The organism is Stenotrophomonas sp. 109824_Sma (assembly GCF_056480025.1).
In genome coordinates, this window is the sequence record NZ_CM151078.1 from 490,172 (window position 1) to 508,994 (window position 18,823).

The 18,823-nt window shown below is 65.3% G+C and carries 25 protein-coding genes; 14 read left to right on the top strand and 11 right to left on the bottom strand.

Translation table 11 applies throughout. The features are described 5' to 3' along the window. Window positions 1–50: 50 nt before the first annotated feature. Window positions 51–419 (bottom strand): hypothetical protein, encoded by a 369-nt coding sequence (locus ACZK1G_RS02250; RefSeq protein ID WP_101764821.1) that lies wholly within the window; start codon window positions 417–419, stop codon window positions 51–53. Between the two features lie 484 nt (window positions 420–903). Beyond that, entirely contained in the window at window positions 904–1,119 is a 216-nt protein-coding gene (locus ACZK1G_RS02255; protein WP_197622115.1) for a hypothetical protein, read from the bottom strand. Between the two features lie 213 nt (window positions 1,120–1,332). On the opposite strand from ACZK1G_RS02255, the gene ACZK1G_RS02260 reads away from it, so the two are divergent. The 6 genes from ACZK1G_RS02260 to ACZK1G_RS02285 all read left to right on the top strand — a co-directional run bounded on the left by ACZK1G_RS02260 (window position 1,333) and on the right by ACZK1G_RS02285 (window position 7,161). After that, window positions 1,333–1,932, top strand: coding sequence for a hypothetical protein (locus ACZK1G_RS02260; protein WP_101764823.1), 600 nt, complete (start codon window positions 1,333–1,335; stop codon window positions 1,930–1,932). Window positions 1,933–1,936: 4 nt separating this feature from the next. Beyond that, the gene (locus ACZK1G_RS02265; protein WP_236251848.1) at window positions 1,937–2,911 is read left to right on the top strand and encodes a lytic enzyme; all 975 of its coding nucleotides are present in this window, start codon (window positions 1,937–1,939) and stop codon (window positions 2,909–2,911) included. A 155-nt stretch (window positions 2,912–3,066) separates the two neighbouring features. Continuing rightward, entirely contained in the window at window positions 3,067–3,993 is a 927-nt protein-coding gene (locus ACZK1G_RS02270) for an XVIPCD domain-containing protein (protein WP_101764824.1), read from the top strand. A gap of 165 nt (window positions 3,994–4,158) precedes the next feature. Then, the gene (locus ACZK1G_RS02275) at window positions 4,159–5,304 is read left to right on the top strand and encodes a YncE family protein (RefSeq protein ID WP_101764825.1); all 1,146 of its coding nucleotides are present in this window, start codon (window positions 4,159–4,161) and stop codon (window positions 5,302–5,304) included. Window positions 5,305–5,447: 143 nt separating this feature from the next. Next, entirely contained in the window at window positions 5,448–6,023 is a 576-nt protein-coding gene (locus ACZK1G_RS02280) for a hypothetical protein (protein ID WP_101764826.1), read from the top strand. 160 nt (window positions 6,024–6,183) lie between these two features. Next, on the top strand, window positions 6,184–7,161 hold the full coding sequence (locus ACZK1G_RS02285; protein WP_424143750.1) for a hypothetical protein: 978 nt from the start codon (window positions 6,184–6,186) through the stop codon (window positions 7,159–7,161). A 46-nt stretch (window positions 7,162–7,207) separates the two neighbouring features. Here ACZK1G_RS02285 and ACZK1G_RS02290 read toward each other — a convergent pair whose 3' ends face one another. Both ACZK1G_RS02290 and ACZK1G_RS02295 read right to left on the bottom strand, forming a co-directional pair. Beyond that, complete coding sequence (locus ACZK1G_RS02290) at window positions 7,208–7,624, bottom strand: XVIPCD domain-containing protein (protein ID WP_101764828.1); 417 nt, start codon at window positions 7,622–7,624, stop codon at window positions 7,208–7,210. A gap of 75 nt (window positions 7,625–7,699) precedes the next feature. Next, window positions 7,700–8,179: a nuclear transport factor 2 family protein gene (locus ACZK1G_RS02295; protein ID WP_101764829.1), complete on the bottom strand. Its 480-nt coding sequence runs from the start codon at window positions 8,177–8,179 to the stop codon at window positions 7,700–7,702. Between the two features lie 221 nt (window positions 8,180–8,400). Here ACZK1G_RS02295 and ACZK1G_RS02300 point away from each other — a divergent pair, with 221 nt between their 5' ends. Together ACZK1G_RS02300 and ACZK1G_RS02305 are read left to right on the top strand one after the other, a co-directional pair. Continuing rightward, window positions 8,401–9,213: an alpha/beta fold hydrolase gene (locus ACZK1G_RS02300; protein WP_101764830.1), complete on the top strand. Its 813-nt coding sequence runs from the start codon at window positions 8,401–8,403 to the stop codon at window positions 9,211–9,213. 9 nt (window positions 9,214–9,222) lie between these two features. Further along, window positions 9,223–9,396 carry a hypothetical protein gene (locus ACZK1G_RS02305; RefSeq protein WP_182474440.1) on the top strand — a complete coding sequence of 58 codons (174 nt, stop codon included), beginning with the start codon at window positions 9,223–9,225 and terminating at the stop codon, window positions 9,394–9,396. 262 nt (window positions 9,397–9,658) lie between these two features. Here the strand turns inward: ACZK1G_RS02305 and ACZK1G_RS02310 are convergent, their stop codons facing one another. After that, window positions 9,659–10,213 (bottom strand): hypothetical protein, encoded by a 555-nt coding sequence (locus tag ACZK1G_RS02310; protein WP_197622113.1) that lies wholly within the window; start codon window positions 10,211–10,213, stop codon window positions 9,659–9,661. Window positions 10,214–10,347: 134 nt separating this feature from the next. On the opposite strand from ACZK1G_RS02310, the gene ACZK1G_RS02315 reads away from it, so the two are divergent. The 3 genes from ACZK1G_RS02315 to ACZK1G_RS02325 all read left to right on the top strand — a co-directional run bounded on the left by ACZK1G_RS02315 (window position 10,348) and on the right by ACZK1G_RS02325 (window position 12,624). Next, the gene (locus ACZK1G_RS02315; RefSeq protein WP_080347471.1) at window positions 10,348–11,007 is read left to right on the top strand and encodes a hypothetical protein; all 660 of its coding nucleotides are present in this window, start codon (window positions 10,348–10,350) and stop codon (window positions 11,005–11,007) included. A 36-nt stretch (window positions 11,008–11,043) separates the two neighbouring features. Beyond that, complete coding sequence (locus tag ACZK1G_RS02320; protein WP_049443664.1) at window positions 11,044–11,589, top strand: RNA 2'-phosphotransferase; 546 nt, start codon at window positions 11,044–11,046, stop codon at window positions 11,587–11,589. A 66-nt stretch (window positions 11,590–11,655) separates the two neighbouring features. Further along, window positions 11,656–12,624 carry a polysaccharide deacetylase family protein gene (locus ACZK1G_RS02325; protein ID WP_101764832.1) on the top strand — a complete coding sequence of 323 codons (969 nt, stop codon included), beginning with the start codon at window positions 11,656–11,658 and terminating at the stop codon, window positions 12,622–12,624. Window positions 12,625–12,627: 3 nt separating this feature from the next. Here ACZK1G_RS02325 and ACZK1G_RS02330 read toward each other — a convergent pair whose 3' ends face one another. The 4 genes from ACZK1G_RS02330 to ACZK1G_RS02345 all read right to left on the bottom strand — a co-directional run bounded on the left by ACZK1G_RS02330 (window position 12,628) and on the right by ACZK1G_RS02345 (window position 15,098). Then, window positions 12,628–13,548 (bottom strand): class I SAM-dependent methyltransferase, encoded by a 921-nt coding sequence (locus ACZK1G_RS02330; protein WP_236251849.1) that lies wholly within the window; start codon window positions 13,546–13,548, stop codon window positions 12,628–12,630. A gap of 65 nt (window positions 13,549–13,613) precedes the next feature. Beyond that, window positions 13,614–13,808, bottom strand: coding sequence for a hypothetical protein (locus ACZK1G_RS02335; RefSeq protein WP_101764834.1), 195 nt, complete (start codon window positions 13,806–13,808; stop codon window positions 13,614–13,616). A gap of 96 nt (window positions 13,809–13,904) precedes the next feature. Beyond that, window positions 13,905–14,567, bottom strand: a complete 663-nt coding sequence (locus ACZK1G_RS02340) for a hypothetical protein (protein ID WP_158297977.1) — start codon at window positions 14,565–14,567, stop codon at window positions 13,905–13,907. Between the two features lie 111 nt (window positions 14,568–14,678). Then, window positions 14,679–15,098, bottom strand: coding sequence for a hypothetical protein (locus tag ACZK1G_RS02345; RefSeq protein WP_101764835.1), 420 nt, complete (start codon window positions 15,096–15,098; stop codon window positions 14,679–14,681). Between the two features lie 90 nt (window positions 15,099–15,188). Here ACZK1G_RS02345 and ACZK1G_RS02350 point away from each other — a divergent pair, with 90 nt between their 5' ends. After that, entirely contained in the window at window positions 15,189–15,473 is a 285-nt protein-coding gene (locus tag ACZK1G_RS02350) for a hypothetical protein (RefSeq protein WP_014035798.1), read from the top strand. A gap of 120 nt (window positions 15,474–15,593) precedes the next feature. Here the strand turns inward: ACZK1G_RS02350 and dmeF are convergent, their stop codons facing one another. Continuing rightward, the gene (dmeF, locus tag ACZK1G_RS02355) at window positions 15,594–16,574 is read right to left on the bottom strand and encodes a CDF family Co(II)/Ni(II) efflux transporter DmeF (protein WP_101764836.1); all 981 of its coding nucleotides are present in this window, start codon (window positions 16,572–16,574) and stop codon (window positions 15,594–15,596) included. A gap of 50 nt (window positions 16,575–16,624) precedes the next feature. On the opposite strand from dmeF, the gene ACZK1G_RS02360 reads away from it, so the two are divergent. Next, window positions 16,625–16,909 carry a metal-sensing transcriptional repressor gene (locus ACZK1G_RS02360; RefSeq protein ID WP_049443556.1) on the top strand — a complete coding sequence of 95 codons (285 nt, stop codon included), beginning with the start codon at window positions 16,625–16,627 and terminating at the stop codon, window positions 16,907–16,909. 76 nt (window positions 16,910–16,985) lie between these two features. On the opposite strand, the gene ACZK1G_RS02365 is transcribed toward ACZK1G_RS02360, so the two are convergent. Continuing rightward, complete coding sequence (locus ACZK1G_RS02365) at window positions 16,986–17,357, bottom strand: MerC domain-containing protein (protein WP_014035801.1); 372 nt, start codon at window positions 17,355–17,357, stop codon at window positions 16,986–16,988. Between the two features lie 70 nt (window positions 17,358–17,427). Between ACZK1G_RS02365 and ACZK1G_RS02370 the strand changes: the two genes are divergently transcribed. Further along, complete coding sequence (locus tag ACZK1G_RS02370; RefSeq protein WP_101764837.1) at window positions 17,428–18,753, top strand: GTP-binding protein; 1,326 nt, start codon at window positions 17,428–17,430, stop codon at window positions 18,751–18,753. Window positions 18,754–18,823 lie beyond the last annotated feature (70 nt).

Consider the following 18,823-nt stretch of genomic DNA (forward strand, 5'->3'; position numbering starts at 1 on the left):
CGTGCATACGATCCGGCGCATTGCATTCCATGTGCGTAGCGAAGCACGCTCTATTCCCGAACCTGCAACAGCTCAATAGCCTGCGCAGTCAACGCCACACACGCCATCTTCAGCCCTTCCATCATCCGATCCCCCAGATACTCCTCGGGCGCGCCGTTCTGCCGTGTGCGCTCCGCAGCCAACATCAGCTCCGCCACCACGCGCAGACCAGCCAGCGCGCAATCCGCATCCGCCAGCTGAAGGCAACGCCCAGGCAGTTGATGCCGCTCCGGCCAAGGCTGGCCATCCGCAGCCGCACCAGATCCGATACGCCGCAGCGTGGCGACGAAGGCGTTGGGATCGACGGAAGGTTCGCGCTCGGCTTCGGCGTTGTCCGGATCGTACTGCGCGTGCAGGGAACGGAAGTCCGATGTGTTCATGGCAATGCTCCGTACAGGACAGATAGCAGCGCCACCGATAAAGGTGGCGGACGGTGCGGGCTCGAAAACCGGTATGTACCAGACCGGCGGATCCGAAGATCCCCACGCACCGCCCGCCATGGAACGCGAACGGATTGCCAGCCGGCGCCACACAAAAGGTGACGCCGGCCGGCAAGCGCATACATCTGGTACAGAGACGGGTTTTCGAGTCCCGCGCCACCCTTTTCCGGTGGCACGCCAAGGTGTACTCGCATGGTTGCGAGATGCCAAGAAACCGCAGGCCGCAGAGGCCGCAAATGCTGACGCTTACGGCATTGTTGCATGGGGCGCGCGTGGCAGAACCCTTGCGGTGCAGTGGTTTCGGCCGGTGTTAAGTTACGGCCCGAATGCGCATTGAAAAGCACGGTTTGCAGAGGGTCGGGGTCTCAAAAGCGACAATCCGCCTGCAGGTCTGAGATACGAAGTATGCCGATTGCGACACAGCTTAACTTTCCGACGCCACGCCCGGCCGTGGCCACAGCACATCGTCGCGCTCCAGGTCGTAGTCGCTGCCGAACGCCAACGCCGCCTCGCGCGGCGGCAGGTCTGCGTAGCAGCCCAGCAGATACTCATCCATGCCGGCATCGCGATGGTCGATGGCGAACAGGTGGAGAAGTTCCTTGTCGAAGGCATCCAGCCATGCGGGGTGGATCTTGGTCATGGTCATTCTCCTGAGTGCAGGAATAGTGCCTGCACTATCGCGTGCTTGCTAACACCAGAACTGGCCCGTGCAATGTTCATCGGCAGGAATCCCCATCCCGTCCTGGGGCTTTGTGAAGCCAGTTCAGGTCCTGCCGGCCGGTGCGGTGTATAAACTGCCGACAAGTGAGTGCCCGAATGTGAGGAACGGATGCGACACCTACTGAGGCCATGGATGGTACTGCTGCTCCTGCTTATGGGCGGCTGTGGTACGCAGACACCCCAGATGTATGGCGATGGTTTCCCTGTCGCCAAGCCGATGGACCTGGTCCATGCAGGTGCGGTGGTAGAGGCGCGTTTTGAACTGCCACCACCTTGGGAGAAGGATCCCAAGCCGCGCACATTCCTGATTGGGTTCCGTACCGGCGGGCCAGCCAAGCGCCCGGATATGAAACCGGGCGATGTCGACTTCCTTGAAGACGCCCGGATTCCCTTGAAGGTGCAGCTGTGGAAGCTGGAGGGCGAAACCGAAACGCCCATAGCGCTACAGGTATTGAATCGCGATCTGCCTGCTGTCTGGCAGGGCAGCCGATATCAACCGGCCAAGGGCGATGTGTACGAGTATAGGAGCGCCGTCGGCGCGGATTCGAACAGCCTGGTCAACGCAGGGAAGTACGACATGTCCCTGGCCTACAGGGAATACGAGGTGGCCCGTGCCGATTCCGGGGATCTGACCGCCGGTAAGTACCGTCTGAAGGTGACCAACCTTCAGGGCAACCCAGAAGTTGCACATCTCAACTTCGAGCTTCTCGTCGCCAACTACAACGTGAAATAGGACTATGGACAGTCAATCGAATAGTGCAGCCGCACCCCAGGACGGCAAGAAGGGGCCTTACACCGTCACGGTCTACCTTGCTGCCCCGGGGACACCTGTTGCAGGCAAGGATGGGACGACCCACCCATCTTCGGCGGGCCACGCCTACTTCATGGTTGCCGATGGTGAAAAGAAAGACGGATATGGGTTCTCGCCGATAAAAACTGGGATCTCCGGGCCTGGGCACGTGGTCAAGGGTGAATTCGAGACCTATCAGAACCCTCGGTTCTCCTACACCCTCGAGATCACCAAGGATCAGTACGACAAACTGAAGGAGTACGGCGAGGCAAGCGTCAACAGGGATGAGAGCCGCTTCAATCTCCATTACAAGGGTTGGTCGAACAGCTGCGTCGATTATGTGTGGACAGGCCTTGGTCAGGCCGGCCTGCGGCCCAAGTTGGAGAAGCCCGATCCCAGCTTCGAAGGGACGATGAAGGTGCTTCCGAATATCGATGCGCTGAAGAGCATTCCCAAGCCGTTCCCCGATAGCAAACTCAATTCGACGCACGAGAATCCCCTTCCCAAGAAGCAAACCACGTTGCAGAAGCTGTTGACCGAGGTGGAGGGCGAACTGCCGCCGCGGGAGCGGGTAGCTGCACTTTCGCCGGAATCGCAGCAGCTGTTTGACCGCATGCGATCGGGCCTGCCTGAGAAGGTGAGCGATGCGCAGGTGATGTCAGCGATGGTTGCTGCGCGGGAGAACGGCATTCACCAGCCGCAACAGCTGCGCGATGTGGTGCTGCAGGAAGAGAAGATCTTCGTGATGGGCACGACGCCTGGCTTCAGGGCCATGGTGGATCTGAACCAGCCTCAGCAAAGCCTTGAAGAGGGGCTGGCCCGTAGTCAGCAGATCGACACGCGAGTGACTGAGCAGACCCGTCAGGAAACGCAGCAGCGCGAGGCGGCGGCGCAGACGTCTGGCGGCATGCAGATGGGCTAGTACCGCCACCCGCGAGCTTTCGGGGCGCTGGTACTGCATGCTGGCTCACATATTCAGCAAGCCGCGATCGGCCTCCTCTATTCCTCCACCTGCCCCCCATCCCACCTATGCCATCATCCGCTCAGGACCGCAGTACCCATCAAGGCTGAACAGGCATGGAGCAGGCAACACGCTACACGGCAACGCTTTATCTGGCCGCCCCCGGCACCCCGCTGAAAAGTGGAGGCATCTCGCCGCGCGGCCATATGTACCTGCAGGTGGCGGCAGGCGACGAGGCCCACAGCTACGGCTTCGCACCACCGCGCCAGGCGCCGGGTGAAACCCGCACCGGCGTGCAGTACGCGCAGGTGCGCCACGACGATGCCGACCAGCATCTGGACCCGTACTACAGCCGCACCCTGGAAATCACCGAGGAGCACTACGGCTGCCTGCGTGATTTCGCCGAGGAACCGGCCGAGTTCGAATTCGATGTGGATCGCCCGGCCACCATCAACCGTTGCAGCGATTTCGTCTGGGCCGCCCTGCACTACGCCGGCCTGCATCCGCTGCCGGCCCCACTGGATGGCGGCAGCAACCTGGGCGAGTTCGCGGTGCTGTTCAACCTGCCGGAAATCCAGTGCATTGCCGCGCCGTTCCCGGGCAGTGATCTGAATGCCGAAACCCACCATGCGATGCCTGAGCGCGAGGCCGAACACCATCGCCAGGGCGACCGTGCCAGCGATGAGCCGCCGCCGACGCCGATTGAGGTGGCCGGTACGCTGCTGGACCCCTCGCATCCGGACCATCGCCTGTTCTCGCAGCTGATCCAGAAGGTGGCCGAGCTGGACGCCGCGCATGGACGTCCATTCGATGCCGCCAGCCAGCGCATCAGTGCCAGCCTGCTGGTGCTGGCCAAGCAGAACAATCTCTCGCGCGTGGACCACGTGCTGCTCAGCCAGCCGACCAAAAACAGCCATGCCGCCGAGAGCATCTTCATCGTGCAGGGTGACCGCAACGACCCGGGGCACCGCCGCGCCAGCATCGCCACCGAGGTGGCGGCCAAGACCGATGTGGCTGATTCGCTGCGGTTGAAGGAGCAGTAATCCGCGCGTCTGCCATGCGCGCGCAGACGCACGCCACGCCCCCCACCTGCTACCATTCCCCGGCAACCCCAGCCAGCCCACCCGCGCAGACAGATGCAGGTCGGGCCGTCGCAGTACGGCCCAGCGAGCCAGGACACCTTCCCGTGCCCATTCAAGGACGCTCGCATGTTCCGTAATCCTCTCTTCCGTTCGGCCGCCCTGGCCCTCGCTGTGTCGCTCAGCCTCGGCGTGCCTTCGGCGTTCGCCGACAACGCACCTGCCGCCAGCGCCACCACCGCAGTGCAGCGCCAGGCCGTGGCCAAGGGCCTGTACGAGCTGGCCTACAGCCCGAAGCAGAACGCCGTGTTCGTAGCCTCGTCCGGCGGCTTCGGCGATGACGCCGACCCGGCCCAGGTGCTGCGCTTGAACCCGGCCACGCTGGCCGTGGAGACCCGCATCCCGCTGGAGCGCAAGGCGTTCGGCGTGGTGCTGGATGACGCCCACAACCGCCTGTACGTGGGCAACACCGTGGACCTGTCGGTGACGGTGGTCGACACCGCGCAGAACAAGGCCGTCGGCACCATCCAGCTGATGGAGAAGAAGACCGGCAAGGACGGCAAGGCTGCCTACACCCACGACCTGCGCGAGCTGGTGGTCGACAGCGCGGCCAACCGCCTGTACGTGACCGGCCACAGCAGCCAGCCGGACGTGAGCAGCGTGCTGTTCGTGATCGATACCACCACGCTGAAGGTGATCAACACCATCGATGGCCTGGGCAATGCCAAGGCACCGGGCCTGGCGCTGGATGCGGCCAATAAGCGCGTCTACACCAGCAACCTGCTGGCTGATTTGGTGGTGGTGGGCACCGATTCGAACAAGGTGGTGGCGCAGCATAAGATCGCCGCCGAGCAGCCGATGAACATCGCGCTGGACCCGGCCGGCAAGCGCCTGTTCGTGACCGACCAGGGCTCGGAATTCCTGCGTGGCTACCAGGCCAAGAGCAGCGGCCTGGTCAGCAAGCACCCGGGCCAGCGCGTGCTGGTGCTCGACCGCAGCACCGGCAAGGAACTGGCCAGCATCCCGACCGACGCCGGCCCGCTGGGCATCCTGCTGGATGCACCGCGCAAGCGCCTGTACGTGACCAACCGCGAGGCGGGCACGGTGACCGCCTACAACAGTGACAGCTACCAGAAGGTGGCGACCTACACGGTGCCGACCCACCCGAACAGCCTGGCGCTGGATGCGAAGAACAACGTGTTGTTCGTGAGCATCAAGAACGGCGAGAAGGATGACAAGGGCGCTGACGAGAGCGTGGCGCGCATCCAGCTGTAAGGCGCTGACGCCGGGCCCCGCCCGCCGACGTGACGCGTGAAGGAGGCAGGGTGAAGACCCTGCCTTCTTCTTTGTCCGGTTGCAGTGCCGGAGGCCGCCCGCTAGGGTTGAAGCCCATGGCAGGGAGCCAAAGGGTCTGAATCATGCTGGGTATCCATCGCTGGCTGCGCGCCGGCCTGTTCTTCACGCTGGCGAGCGCACTCGGCGCCTGCAGCAATCGCGTACCGGACGCGCCGGAGCCGCTGGATCTGGTCAAGCCGATCGACGTGGCCGAACCCGGCCAGGCGGTGCGGTTCGAGTTCGAGACGAATGCCCGCAACTTCTATCCCGGTCGACCCTATGTGCTGGATCTTGAAGTGCAGCGACATGGACCCGGGCCCGGCAGTGAGCCAGACATGGACAGTGTTCATGTTCCCTTCCAGCTGTTCCTGCAGCGCTGGGTCGCAGGTGCCTGGCAGGACGTTGCAACCTCTGATGTCCATCAGGCAAGGGCGCGCAATCTGGGTGAGCCGCTCCCCGAATGGCATGCATCGGCAGACTGGCGCTACGCGCAGCAAGTATCGATGGACGCCAACCGATACAGGTTGAGCATCGTCCCGCTGCCGCTGGAAACGGGTGCCCGCTACCGCCTGGATGTACGCACGGTGCAGCCCACCGCTGCGCTCCAGCATTACCCGGCACAGCTGCGGGTTCATGCAGACCCACTCTCTGGAAAATAGTCACCATCCCACCGCTGGAAGGAACTGAAGGATTCTTCTTATGGACAAGCCGCGCTACACCGTAGAAATCGTCATTGCCGCACCTGGTACGCCGTTGGTGGACGAGAGAGGTGTACAGAAAGTTGTGGACGGGGTTCCGCAGACATCCGGGCCCGGGCACATGTTCTACGTGCTCCATGGGCCGGACAAGACCACGCGGAGTTTCGGCTTCGCGCCTTCCGAGCATGGAAGCATGAACGGGCCGGGCGAGGTCATGAAGACCGATGCGGCCGAGTACCAGAACCCGCACTACAGCCGCACGCTCGAGATCAGCGAGCAACAGTACAAAAAGCTTGAGGCGTTCGGCGCGCACCCGGACAAGTACGGCTTCGATCTGCAATATAAGGACGTGCGCCACAACTGCGTGGACTTCACCTGGGAAGCACTGAATCACGCCGGCATCGAGCGGAAGAGAAGTATCGACGTGAACGGGCTGGTCGGTCCTGCCGCGCAGCTTCTTCCGGATGTGCGCATTCCCCTGGGCATGAAGGGCGAAGGCAAGGACGCCTATCGCCCGCTGCGCAACATCCACGGCGTCGAAAGCATCGATCCGCCGTTCCCCGACAGCGAGCTCAACCGTACGAAGACCAACCCGATGCCCGATCGCACGTGGAAGCAGCACCTGCTGAGCGAGACCGACGACATGGGTGAGCGCAGCGGTGAGCGATTGGCCAACGACGCACGTGCGCCGGGTGATGCGTTGCATCCGCTGGACCAGCGCGTGCGTGCGGCGCTGGGTGAGGCCGCCGATCGGCAGGGGCTGCCGCCGGGACAGCAGCCCGAACTGCTGGCGGGTCACCTGACGCGCTTGGCGGTGCAGGGTGGCTACACCGAACGCGATACCTTGCAGGTGGCCTTCAGCAGTGGCGGTGCAGCGGATTCGCCGGGCTATGTCTTTCTGCAGCGCATGGGCGAGACCGCATCACCGGACCCGGCGGCGAACCGCCAGCGCCTTTCGCTGGCCGATACCCAGCAGGGCACGGTTGAAGAGGTGTACCAGCTCGCCAGCGTGCAGCATCAGGGCCGCGAGGCCAGCCGCGTCGCGCAGGACGATCAGCTGCAGCAGCAGACGCAGCACGCTCAGCCGCGAATGGGCTGATACAGGGTTTTCCACAGGCGTCGATGGCATCGACGTCTGGTGGCATTCACCCCAGGCGATGCACGGGATTCTGCTGCGGGTCCTGCGCCTGTGCATCCAGCGTCTGCTGCTCGGCGTGCACCGCCGGCTGTACACCCAGCCCCAGCTTCTGCAGCGACTGCTCCACCGGTGTCTGTACCGCCACAGCGGTCGGCATCATCGCGCGCAGGTGCGCGGGGTTGGCCGGGTCGCCCTGCACCACGAAGACGTTGTGCCCGGCCGGGTGCTGGGCCGTCGCATTGCTGACCAGCACATGGTCGACCTGCTGCAGGCCCTGCTCGCGGGCGAGCACGGTCAGGCTGGCGGTCAGGCGCTCGCTGGTCTGGTCGAACGGACGGCCATGTTGGGCGTCCAGCGCGGCCACGCCCTGGCGGATCTGCTGGTTGAGGCCGTACTCGGGATGGTTGGGGGTGATCTCTGCCATGGCGATCGAACGGTTGCGGTGGGTCGTGGTGGACCCCGCCAGTATAGATCCGGCCCGTGAAGCACGCCCGATGGGTCAGTCCGCTGCGTGATGGTCGTAGCTGATCACCCGTTCGGCCAGCCAGCGCCCGTCCACGCGACGCCAGACCTGGATGAAGCGGGCCTGGCCCACCCAGCGCTCCACGCCGTCCTTGCCGCGTTCGTGGAAGCGGTGGTCACCGATTTCCAGCGCCCGCTCATCGTGCAGCGGGAACACCTGCAGTGAGGAATCCACCAGCTCGCGGCGCAGGTGCCAGCCGCCCTTGCGCGCGTTGTCGCACATGCTGGCCACGCTGCGGCGGAAGTCCTCACGGTTGCTGGCCGACTTGCCGTCCTTGTCATGGAAGAACTCCATGTCTTCGGTGGTCATCGCGGCGGCCTTGTCGGCATCGCAGGCCTCGAAGGCCACAGCAAACAGCTGGGTATCGGCCTGGCGGATCTGTTCGCGCAGGTCATCGGCGGGCGACGGTGCGGCAGCGAGGCCGGCAGCCAGCAGGGGCAGGGTGAGCAGCAACATGGCGAAACTCCCGGGAGTGATGTGCGCAGGCTGGCATGCCGGTGACCACGGCGGTACGGCGCTGCGACGAAACCGGGAAGGCGCGGTGCGAAGGCCGGGAATGCCGGTGCGGCGCCGTGCGGCGGCGTGTGCAGGCGATGTCACGGGCGGGCGCGATTCCCTCACGGCTGCCATAGGTCGTGGCCGCTAGCCTGCACTCCTCCCCTTCCACAGGAGCTCCCATGCCTGCTTCCCGCATCCGCCTGCATGTTGAAGACAGTGGTGGCGACGGCCGCCCGGTGATCCTGATCCACGGCTGGCCGCTGTCCGCCGATGCCTGGAAGCCACAGGTGTCGATCCTGCGTGATGCACAGCACCGGGTGATCAGCTACGACCGGCGCGGCTTCGGGCGCTCCGACAAGCCGGCCGAAGGCTATGACTACGACACGCTGGCGGCGGACCTGGCGGGGTTGATCGAGGAACGTGACCTACGTGACGTCACCCTGGTCGGTTTCTCGATGGGCGGCGGCGAGGTGGCGCGCTACGTGGCCAACCACGGCCAGGAGCGCCTGCACAGTGTGGTGTTCGCCGCGGCGGTGCCGCCGTTCCTGCTGCGCAGCGACGACAATCCGGACGGCCCGCTGACGCAGGACAAGGCCGATGACATGCGCAGTGGGCTGGAGAACGACCGCGAAGCCTTCTTCGACGGCTTTACCCGCGATTTCTTCAGCGCCAACGGCCAGTTGATGGTGACTGAAGAGACGCGTCAGGCGGCGATCGCGCTGTGCCATCAATCCGACCAGGCGGCGGCGTTGGGCTGCATGAAGGCGTTCGCCACCACCGATTTCCGCGATGACCTGAAGAAGATCACGGTGCCAACCTTGATCCTGCACGGCGACAGTGACGCCATCGTGCCGTTCGAGGGCTCCGGCCAGCGCACCCATGAGGCGATTGCGGGCAGCGAGGTGGTGATCCTGGAAGGCGCGCCGCATGGCTGCAACACCAGCCACGCGGATCATTTCAATCTGGCGCTGCTGAATTTCCTGAAGCGGTAAGCTGCTGCGATGCGCCAGACCAATACACCTCCGTGGAAGAAGCCCAAGCCCAAGGGGCAGGCGCCGCAGCCGCTGTCCGATGCACAGAAGGCAGCGGCGCGGCAGCGGGCGGAGGAGAACGGGCGGCGGTATCCGAACCTGGTGGACAACATGTGGGCGTCGAAGCTGCCGCGTGGTGCGTGATGCATCCTGAGATGAGCGTGGGTTCCGCACTGCGCGATTTCGCCATGCGTTCATCCACGCATGGCGTGGATCTACTGCCGCGGTGTGTGGGCGTCGAAGCTGCCGCGTGGTGCGTGATTCTTCCTGAGCTGAGCGTGGACTCCGCACTGCACGGTTTCGCCATGCGTTCATCCACGCATGGCGTGGATCTACTGCCGAAGTATGTGGGCGTCGAAGCTGCCGCGTGGGGCGTGATTTTCATTGAGTCGAGCATGGCTCGACGCTACAGGCGAGACAGTGGCTGCCAGCCTGCCTCCCTCCACGGCGCTATGTCGCGCTGCTGCACGTTGATTGCCTCGACCGGCAACCCTGCCAGTCGTGCCAGTTCTGCACGCAGCATTTCAGCGTCCACCGGTCGCGCGATGGCCACCTGCATGCGATCGCCCAGCAGTCGTACCTGCACGGGAACGACGGCATGGGCTTCATGCTCGCCGCCGGTGCGAGCGATCGGGTAGCGCATCGCCGTGGGCCGCCCCAGCTGTGCGAGCGCGGGTTGCCATGCCTGCAGCACGACGGACTGTGCGGCTACGGGAACCTGCACCTCGACGACGGTTCCCGGATAACCGATCGCCGTGCGCAGGCCTGGCTTGCGCCGCAGTTTGCGTGCGTAGATGCGGCGATCCTTCCTGCGGGGGCTGCTGCTGTGCTCGGGCAGGTTCAACGGGACGCGTGGCAGCCGGGCGACGCGGGCCTTGATCAGGCGCGACAGCAGCCACCACGCGAGCACGAACGCCAGCAGTGGCAGCAGCGTCCGCACGACCAGATACAGCATCACCATCAGGATTACCAGGGAAATTTCGGATCCAAACAACCGTGCCATCGTAACGGTGCTGCGTGGTGCGTGTCGCATCCGCCAGCCGACACGCACGGGGCGCTTGGTTAGGATGGCTCTTTGCTGTCATGGATGAACCGATGAGCCCTGCCACGTCCCGAATCCGCCGCATCTTTGGGCAGGGCCCGATCCTGATGATGCTGCAACTGGTCGCGCTGCTGTCCGTCGCGTTGGCAGCGGGCTTCTTCCACTATCGGGTCGACCTGCTGCTGGAGCCGATCAACGCAGCCTGCGGTGGCCCGGATGAGCAGGCACGGTTGCAGGTGGCCGAACAGGTGATGGCACGTGCCGGCGCATTGGATGACTGGCAACCCCTGAGCTGGATTCCGGTGGCAGGCATCGTGCTGGCGTTGCTGGGGGCCATGGCGGTATGCGCGAGCCGCGCGCTGTGGCTGCGCGATCGGCTACGCACGGCGAACCTGGCGCTGATGCTGCTGCACGGTGGCGCACTGGCCTTGGCCGGATGGGTGCTGCACCTGTACGAGAATGCGTGGCGCAATGTGGCTCGGCTGTCACCCACGGCGTGCCTGGTGGAGCTGGTGTCGGAGGGCGATGTACCGCTGGAGCAGTCGCAGCGCGTGGTATTCCACATCCTGACGCGGGTGAACGCTCCTTTGCTGCGCAACCCGGATGATCTGGCGCTGGTGCTGGCGGTGCTGTTGTTGGCCGCGATGGCCGGCGGCGTGGCCCTGTGGCGCGCGATCGCACGGGCCCGGGCGGCACGATCGGCAGGGGCGTAACTGGCATCCGGCGGTGATCTGCGGCAGCCTATGCCGATGAGTACGGATACTTCACACAAGCAGGCCAGCAAGTTCATGAGCCTGGTGTTGCGCCACGAACCAGAGAAGATCGGCCTGCAGCTGGATGCGCAGGGCTGGGCCGATGTCGATGATCTGCTGCAGCGGATGGCCGATCATGGCGTGGCGCTGGACCGGCACACCCTGCAGGCGGTGGTCGAGACCAATGACAAGCAGCGCTTCGCGCTGAGCGACGACGGTCTGCGCATCCGCGCCAGCCAGGGGCATTCGATCCAGGTGGATCTGGGCCTGGAGGCGCTGCAGCCGCCGGCATGGCTGTACCACGGCACGGTGGCTCGCTTCGTCGGTGCCATCCGTGAGCAGGGCCTGCGGCCTGGCGAGCGCCAGCACGTGCACCTGTCGCTGGATCGCCAGACCGCGCAGCAGGTGGGCGCACGCCGCGGTGCGCCGGTCATCCTCAGCGTGAATGCCGGGCGCATGCATGCCGATGGTCATGTGTTCCACCGTTCGGCCAATGGCGTGTGGCTGACCGCGCACGTGCCGCCGCAGTACATCGCCGGCTGAGCACACGCTCGGCGGCGCGCGGCAATCGCGCTACAGTCGACGCCTCGCCACTCCAGGGAAGACCCGATGCGATGCTTGCTGCGTGCGTTGCCGTTGCTGCTGTGTTCGCTGGCGGTACATGCCGCCGAGGTGGACCGCCGGATTGCGGTGACCATCGATGACCTGCCATGGGCACGGCTGGACCAGATTACGCCGCCGGACCTGCAGGCGCGGCATGCGGCGTTGATGGCCCAGCTGCATCAGGCGGGCGTGCCGGTGGTCGGCTTCGTCAACGAGAACAAGCTTGAGGTGGACGGGCAGGCGCAGCCGGCGCGGGTACAGATGCTGCGCGACTGGCGCGATGCGGGCTATGTGCTGGGCAACCACACGTACTCGCACATGGATCTGAATGCGAAGGGCGTGCCGGCGTTCCAGCAGGATTTCCTGCGCGGCGAAACGGTGCTGCGGCCGCTGCTGGCCGAGAAGGGGCAGGCGCCGCAGTGGATGCGCCATCCCTACCTGCGCGCCGGGCGCACCCCGGATGAGCGTGCGCAGATGGACGCGTTCTTCAAGCAGCACGGCTACCGCGTGGCGCCGGTGACGGTGGACAACGGCGAGTGGGTGTGGGCGTTCGCCTATGCCAACGTGATGAACGAGCAGGCGGACTCACCTGCACGCGAAGCGACGCTGGCGCAGCTGCGCAAGGGCTACGTGCCGTACATGCTGAACAAGCTGGACTACTACGAGAACCAGTCACAGGCGTTGCTGGGTTACGCGCTGCCGCAGGTGTGGTTGATGCACGCCAACGAGCTCAATGCGGCGACGTTCGCCGAACTGGTGGCGGCTACCAGGCGCCGAGGCTATCGCTTCATTTCACTGGACGAGGCGATGCGTGACCCGGCCTACGCACGCGGTGCCGAGGGTTACAACGGCCGCTACGGCCCGAGCTGGCTGCACCGTTGGGCGATGGCGGAGAAAAAGCCGAAGGACTTCTACGCCGGCGAACCCGAGGTGCCGGCGTGGGTGATGAAACTGGCAAAGGTCGATTCGGAGTAAGGCTCAGCGCTTGACGGCCAGCACGCCGTCCAGCGCCAGCTCGGCCTTGAAACCGGCCTTCTCCAACCGCTTGGCGACTTCACGCGGGACGTCGCGGCCGCTGGTCAGCTTGTTCGGCGCACCGGTGTAATGGAACAGGCGGCCACCTTTGCGGATGACGCGGGCGAGGTGGTCGTAGAACACCTGCGAGTACAGCTCGCCGGCGATGCCGAAGCGCGGCGGGTCGTGCAGGATCGCGTCGACGCTGTTGCTGGCCACCTGTTCGATCTGCTGCGAGACGTCGCCGTGGCTGAACTGCAGGCGGCCACCGGCGGCAGCCGAGTCCGGATCCGGCGACCATGGGTTGAGCGTGCGCAGCCACATCACATCGGCGTTCTTCTCGAACGAGCGGATCTGGCCGACACCGGCCTCCAGCGCGCACGCGGCGAAGTAGCCCAGGCCGCCGCAGGTATCGAGGATGACCTTGCCCGCCGGGGCGACCAGCTCCACCTTGCGGCGCGCATCCTCGAACGGCGACAGCTTCGAGGTCGGCAGCATCTTGATACCGTCGATCTCGAAGGTCGGTGCGCCCCATTCGGTCGGTACCAGCTTGATCAGTGAGCCGCTGTAGCGCGAGATCGGCTCGAACGCATCGCCATCCCAGTAGTACAGCGTGCGGTCCTTCAGCTTGCCCGGCCACGGGTAGGGCTGGCCACGGAAGTGGAAGCCGTCGGTGTGCAGTACCACGGTGTCCTGGCTGCGGCCGAGGTCGAGCGAGCCCTGCCATTCGGCGGCGCCCTTGTCATGGGCACGGCGCAGGGTATCGGCGCTGTCGCGGGTCAGCAGGGGGCCGGTGTAATGGGGCACGGCGGGTACCGGGGCGGTTCGGGGGAGGGCATGGTACCGCAGCTGTTGCAGAGCCGAGTCTTCCCATGGCTCCACCATGCCTGCATCCACGCATGGCGTGGATCTACTGCAAACGTAGCCGAGCGTGGGCTCGGCTCTACAGTTCAATCGCACTTCACCGCATACACCAGCCCGGCCCCGATCAGCATCAGCGCCATGTAGTCGCTGTCGCTGGCCTTGTGCAGGGCTCTCGGGCCGCGCTGCCACTGGCCATCGCGACCGAAGGAGACGAAGTACTGGCCGCTTTCCTTGTCGATGCGTAGACCGCCCGAAAGCCAAGGGCCAGCTGGTGAAATCATGAACTGAATGATGTCAGTGATGATTGAAGCCGAATCATTAAGCCCGAGCAGGAGAGGGCGCCTTGGCGCCCTTTCCTCCGTGGCAGGAGCCTGGTATCAGTCGGCCCTGATGGAACCGCGATCGCTTGCGCAGGCGCGCGGTACGCACCCCTCCATCAACGTATTCATGGTCTGCGGAGTATGAGCGAAGCAGAGTACTCTTGCGGTGTGGTTTCCCACGGTATTCGGTGGGTAGTACTCGCTATAGAAGGTTTGGCACCTTCCGTTGTCGATTTGCGCGCTACCTTGGATATTCCCGCTGACAGAGCTGTTGAATCTCACGGTTCCGTAGGAAACGAAGTTCTGGCCGGCTGATACCTGTCCATTTGGTGCATAGGCGAATACATAGTCAGTACTCTTTGCGTCAATAGCACCGTTCGACTCGATGCTTGAGCAATGCCATGCAGCGCTTCCTGGCCCCACCGTGATTGACTCTCCCTTGGCGGGATTCATCCCGATATCTGCGCAGGAAGCCTCGTGGTACCGCTTCGTTGCTTCCGATTGATCATCGTAGCGATATACATACTGACCCTTCGAGTTGCGGGTGAGGGACTGCTCCACACTGACCGTTCCCCCGATGGAGTCAGGCCATTCTGCGCTGCGAACAATTCTCGCTGGGGACTTCGCTTCGTCACCGGTCTGTCCTTCAGCCGGCATTCCATCTGCCGCCTGCATGGATGCTGAGACGATGAACATGAGAGCGGCTAGCTGCGATTTCATCTGGACCTCTCCAATCTGGGTGAGGCTCCATCTTCTCTACTTACCCAGTGGTGCACTGGGTAGCATCACGCAGTTGTTGGGATTTCAAACATTCCTCAAAAATTGCTGTCGCTAATCGCACTTCACCGCATACACCGGCCCAGCCCCGATCAGCATCAGCGCCATGTAGTCGCTGTCGCTGGCCTTGCCCTTCAGCGTCGCGCCCTTGTTGAAGTGGAAGATACCGAAGCCGCCGGCCATGCGGATCAGGGCACTGTCGATCTGATCGGCATCATCACGGAAGTAGCGGCTGATCTCGCTGCGGCTGGCTTTGTGCAGGGCATTGGGCTCGCGCTGCCACTGCTCGCCACGGCTGAAGGAGACGAAGTACTGGCCGCCTTCCTTGTCGATGCGGAAGTCGGCGGGTTTGCGCGCGCTGGTGGCGAAGCAGCCCTGCAGCGGGTCGGCGGAGAAGGGAAGCCCGGCGTCACCGCTGCAGGCGGTGGTCAGCAGCAGGAGGGCACCGGGCAGCAGCAGGCGGAGCGTGCGCATGGGATGTCCCTACAGGGCAGGTGCGGCTAGTGTAGGCAGCACGCGGGCGCGGCCCGTACAGAAATTCGGCAAGAACACAGGGGTTTTCGGATGGCGCAGGGCAAGGCACCGTGGTGCGGCGTGGGCAGTTGGCTGGGGATCGCTGTGGGGTGGGGTGCAGGCACCGTGGCAGCGCAGGCAGCGGTGGCTGCAGGCGGCAATGGCATGGCCGCAGGGCTGGGCGTGGGCGTGCTGGGTGCGGCGCTGGTGGGCTGCGGCCTGGCGGTGGCCGCGCGCGTGCGCGGTGAGCGCTGGCCGTGGATCGGCATTGCTGGCGCAGTGCTGAGCGCGCTGCCGCTGCTGATGTACCTGCTGCGGATGATGCTGAAGCTGTAGCGGTAGAGTCGAGCCATGCTCGACTCATGGATAGGACCAGCCAGGCATGGCCTGGCTCTACTGGGCAGCGGTGGCCGGAGAAAGCCTTGCCGGCCAGCGGCCGGCACTACCCGATGTGATTCATGCGCTGCGGTGGATCTCCACCGTCACGTGCACCAGCTCCTCATGGATGGCCAGCGCGTTGCGCACGGTATCGGCATCGAGGCTGGCGTCGCTGGTGACCACGCTGGCGCTGACCGCGTACTTGCCGCGACCCACCTGCCAGACGTGCAGGTCGGCCAGGCGTGCCGGCCACGGGCCCTGTTCGATCACTTCGCGCACTTCGGCCACCACCGGCGCGTCCATCTGCGCGTCGAGCAGGATGCGGCCGCTGTCGCGCAGCAGGCCGATCGCCCAGACCGTCACCAGCACGGCGCCGACCAGGCCCATCACCGGGTCCAGCCAGGTCAGGCCCAGCAGCTTGCCGCCGAGCAGGGCGACGATGGCCAGCACCGAGGTGGCGGCGTCGGCCAGCACGTGCACGTAGGCCGAGCGCAGGTTGAGGTCGTGGCCGTGTGCGTGGCTGTGGTCGTGGTGATCGTGGCCATGCCCGTGGTCATGGCCATGGCCATGGGTATGACCGTGATGATGATGCGCGTGTCCGGGGCTGTCGTGCAGCCACCAGGCGCACAGCAGGTTCACGCCCAGCCCGACTGCCGCGATGGCGATGGCTTCGTTGTAGTGGATCGGCGCCGGCACCCACAGCCGTTCCAGCGATTGCACGGCCATCAGCGCGGCGACGCCGAGCAGGGCGATGGCGCTGGTATAGCCGGCCAGGATCTCGATCTTCCAGGTGCCGAAGGCGAAGCGCGGGTCGTGCGCGTAGCGGCGCGCGCAGCGGTAGGCGAACACCGAAAGGCCCAGCGCCAGCGCGTGCGAACTCATGTGCCAGCCGTCGGCGAGCACGGCCATGGAGTTGAACCACCATCCGCCGACGATCTCCACCAGCATCATGCTGACGGTCAGCCACAGGGCGCGGCGGGTGTTGCGTTCGGCCAGCGGATTGCCGTCGTCGAAGCGGTGTTCGTGGCGACGGGCGGCGGCAAGGGCGTCCAGGTGCATGGGAAGACCAGAGGGTGGAAGGATACCCCCATAGGGTATACGATCCATCCATGGCCCATGTACACAAGAATCGAAAGCAGCTGCTGACCCGGGTACGCCGTATCGGCGGCCAGGTGGCGGCATTGGAGCAGGCGCTGGACAGGCCGGAGGGTGAGGCCGGCGACTGTGCGGACGTGCTGGTGCAGGTTGCCGCCGTGCGCGGTGCCGCCCACAGCCTGCTGATGGAGCTGCTGCACGAGCACCTGCAGGAACACGTGGTGGGCGCCGAAGATCCGCAGCAGCGGGCGGACGAGGCCGCGGTGCTGGTGGAGCTGCTTCGTCGCTACGGCAAATGACCGGGTAGTGCCGGCCGCTGGCCGGCACCAGCAGGTTGCGTGCGGCGTTCATGGAGTTGCCGGCCGGCGGCCGGCACTACCCGTGCCGGTGCCGCGCGTTCCAGATGTGCGTGGCGGCCAGCAGCAGGCTGCCGGTGACCGTCATCGGTGTCTCCCAGTCGTGCGAGGGCAGCGCCAACGCACCGGCCAGCAGCAGGCCGAGCCCGGCGCCGGCGGTGGCCCAGGCCAGCACCGGCAGCGGGTGACGGCGCTCGGCCCGCCACAGCGCGTAGCCGGTCAGCGGCAGGGCGATGGCGACGAACAGCAGGTGCACCCATTCCGCTTCGGCCCAGGTGCCAAGCAGTGGCAGCGCGGCGGCAAGCAGCGGCAGCGCCAGGCAGTGCAGCAGGCACAGGCTGGACAGGGCGACCGCGCCGGCATCGAGCAGGGCGGCAGAAGGCGACTTCATCGGGGGGAGGTTCCTTGCGCGACAATTGTTATACAGTAACATTTCCGTTCCGCAGCCAACCCGCTCCGACATGAACACTGTTTCCCGCGCCGACCGTCGCCTTCCGGTCACTGTGCTGTCCGGCTTCCTCGGGGCCGGCAAGACCACCCTGCTCAACCAGATCCTGCGCAACCGCGAGGGCCTGCGCGTGGCGGTCATCGTCAACGACATGAGCGAGGTCAACATCGATGCGCAGCTGGTGCGCGAGGGTGGCGCCGAACTGCGCCGCACCGAAGAGACGCTGGTGGAATTCAGCAATGGCTGCATCTGCTGCACGCTGCGCGACGACCTGCTGCAGGAAGTGCGGCGGCTGGCCGATGCCGGTCGCTACGACTACCTGCTGATCGAGTCGACCGGAATCGGTGAACCGATGCCGGTGGCGGCCACCTTTGCGGTACGCGACGAGCAGGGCTTCAGCCTGAGTGACATCGCGCGCCTGGACACGATGGTGACGGTGGTGGATGGCAGCGCGTTCCTGGCCGACTTCGGTTCGACGCTGCGCCTGGCCGAGCGCGGGCAACAGGCCGGGCCAGACGACGATCGCGGCGTGGTCGACCTGCTGTGCGAGCAGGTGGAGTTCGCCGATGTGATCGTGGTCAGCAAGGTCGACCAGGTGGATGACGAAGTGCTGCAGGACACGCTGGCCGTGCTGCGTGGCTTGAACCGCGACGCGAAGCTGTTGCTGTCCAGCTTCGGTGATGTGCCGCTGGCCGAGTTGCTGGACACCGGCCGCTTCGATTACGAGCGTGCGCAACGTGCGCCGGGTTGGGTGAAGGAACTGCGTGGCGAGCACACACCCGAAACCGAGGAGTACGGCATCGCCAGTTTCGTCTACCGCTCGCGGCGACCGTTCCATCCTGCGCGCTTCGCCCGCGCGCTGCAGTCGGGCATGCCCGGCGTGATCCGCAGCAAGGGCTGGTTCTGGCTGGCCAACCGCATGGATTGGGTGGGCGAGCTGAACACTGTGGGTGCCGCGACGCGGACGCAGGCGGCGGGATTCTGGTACGCCGCGCGCGATCGCGTGCGCGCCGGGCTGGAAGACACCGCGCCGTTGCTGCCGCCGACGCCGCTGCCTTACAGCGACCTGGGGTGGGCGCGGCAGCAGGCCGACTGCTGGAGCGCGCCGTTGCCGGGGCTGGAAGAATTCCCGGATGCGGCCGCGCATTCGGCGATGCAGCGGCTGTGGCACCCGTTGTGGGGCGACCGCCGCCAGGAGCTGGTGGTGATCGGCGTACACATGGATGAGCGTGCGGTGCGCGCGGAACTGGATGCCTGCCTGCTCAACGAACAGGAGCTGCGTGCCGGCCCGTTGCTGTGGCATCAGCTGCCGCAGGCGTTCCCGGTGTGGAAGCGCTGAGCGGGCGTTGAGGGTGCGGGGTGTGCCGGCCAGCGGCCGGCACTGCCCGCCATGCATCCATCCACGCATG